The sequence below is a fragment of the Nocardia sp. NPDC059154 genome (genome assembly GCF_042755705.1).
Lineage (GTDB): Bacteria > Actinomycetota > Actinomycetes > Mycobacteriales > Mycobacteriaceae > Nocardia.
This window is the reverse complement of sequence record NZ_JBHZCS010000198.1, coordinates 1-1,502: the sequence shown is the minus strand read 5'-3', so window position 1 is coordinate 1,502 and position 1,502 is coordinate 1. Positions and strand designations below refer to the sequence as shown.

2 protein-coding genes are annotated in these 1,502 nt (G+C 66.4%); both read left to right on the top strand.

Annotation, left to right across the window (positions count from 1 at the left end; genetic code table 11):
- The first annotated feature begins 119 nt into the window (after positions 1 to 119).
- A complete protein-coding gene (locus tag ACFXN1_RS51790) occupies positions 120 to 437 on the top strand; it encodes an NAD(P) transhydrogenase subunit alpha (protein WP_379464191.1) in 318 nt (105 codons plus the stop codon).
- Positions 438 to 441: 4 nt separating this feature from the next.
- Positions 442 to 1,502: NAD(P)(+) transhydrogenase (Re/Si-specific) subunit beta (locus ACFXN1_RS51785; RefSeq protein ID WP_379464189.1), on the top strand; the 1,061-nt coding region annotated here is incomplete at its 3' end.

The following is a 1,502-nucleotide window of genomic DNA, read 5'->3' as shown; positions in this document are numbered from 1 at the left end:
CTGCTCGAACTCATGCTGAAAGACGGTGCGCTGGCACCGGATTTCGAGGATCAGGTGCTGGCGGATTCCTGCGTCACGCGCGAGCGGAGCGAGCCCAGCGCTCAGAAGGTGGAAGCCTGATGTACACCCAACTGCTGGCGAATATCGCGATCCTGGTGCTGTCCGGGTTCGTGGGCTTCGCCGTGATCTCCAAGGTGCCCAACACCCTGCACACCCCACTCATGTCCGGCACCAACGCCATTCACGGCATCGTGGTACTCGGCGCGCTGGTGGTGTTCGGCAAGGTGGCGCACCCGTCGGTGCTGATGCAGATCATCCTGTTCGTCGCCGTCGTGTTCGGAACCCTGAACGTCATCGGCGGTTTCGTCGTGACCGACCGCATGCTGGGCATGTTCAAGGCGAAGAAGCCTGCCGCACAAGAGAAGGCGGGCGAGTAACCCCATGGACAATCTGGTCAACGTTCTCTACATCGCCGCGTTCGCGCTGTTCATCTACGGTCTGATGGGCCTGACCGGCCCCAAGACCGCGGTGCGCGGCAACTGGATCGCCGCGGTCGGCATGGGCATCGCGGTCGTCGCGACGCTCATCTCCATCCGCCACACCAACAACTGGATCCTGATCGTCGCCGGTCTGGTGGTCGGCATCGGCCTGGGCGTGCCGCCCGCCAAGTTCACCAAGATGACCGCCATGCCGCAGCTGGTCGCCGCGTTCAACGGCGTCGGCGGTGGCACGGTCGCGCTCATCGCGTGGGCCGAATTCCTCGACACCAAGGGCTTCTCCCAGGTGCACGAGCAGCCCTCGGTGCACATCGTGATCGCCTCGCTGTTCGCGGCCATCATCGGCTCGGTCTCGTTCTGGGGCTCCTGCATCGCGTTCGCGAAGCTGCAGGAATTGCTATCGGGCAGGCCGATCACCGTCGGCCGCCTGCAGCAGCCGCTGAACCTGTTGCTGCTCGCCGGTGCGATCGCGGCGGCCGTGGTCATCGGCATCGGCGCCACCAATGACGGTGTGCCGCAGTACTGGATGATCGCGGTGCTGGTGCTCGCGGGCGTCCTCGGCCTGATGGTCGTGCTGCCGATCGGCGGCGCGGACATGCCGGTCGTCATCTCGCTGCTCAACGCCCTGACCGGTCTGTCGGCCGCGGCCGCGGGTCTGGCTTTGGACAACACCGCCATGATCGTGGCCGGCATGATCGTCGGCGCGTCCGGCACCATCCTGACCAACCTGATGGCCAAGGCCATGAACCGGTCCATCCCGGCCATCGTCGCCGGTGGATTCGGCGGCGGCACAACGGCTCCGGGCGCGGGTGGCAGCGGTGAGCAGAAGCAGGCCAAGGCCACCTCCGCCGCGGACGCCGCGATCCAGATGGCCTACGCCAACCAGGTCATCGTGGTCCCGGGTTACGGTATGGCCGTGGCCCAGGCCCAGCACGCGGTCAAGGAGATGGCGGCCCTGCTCGAGGCCAAGGGCGTCGAGGTCAAGTACGCCATCCACCCGGTCGC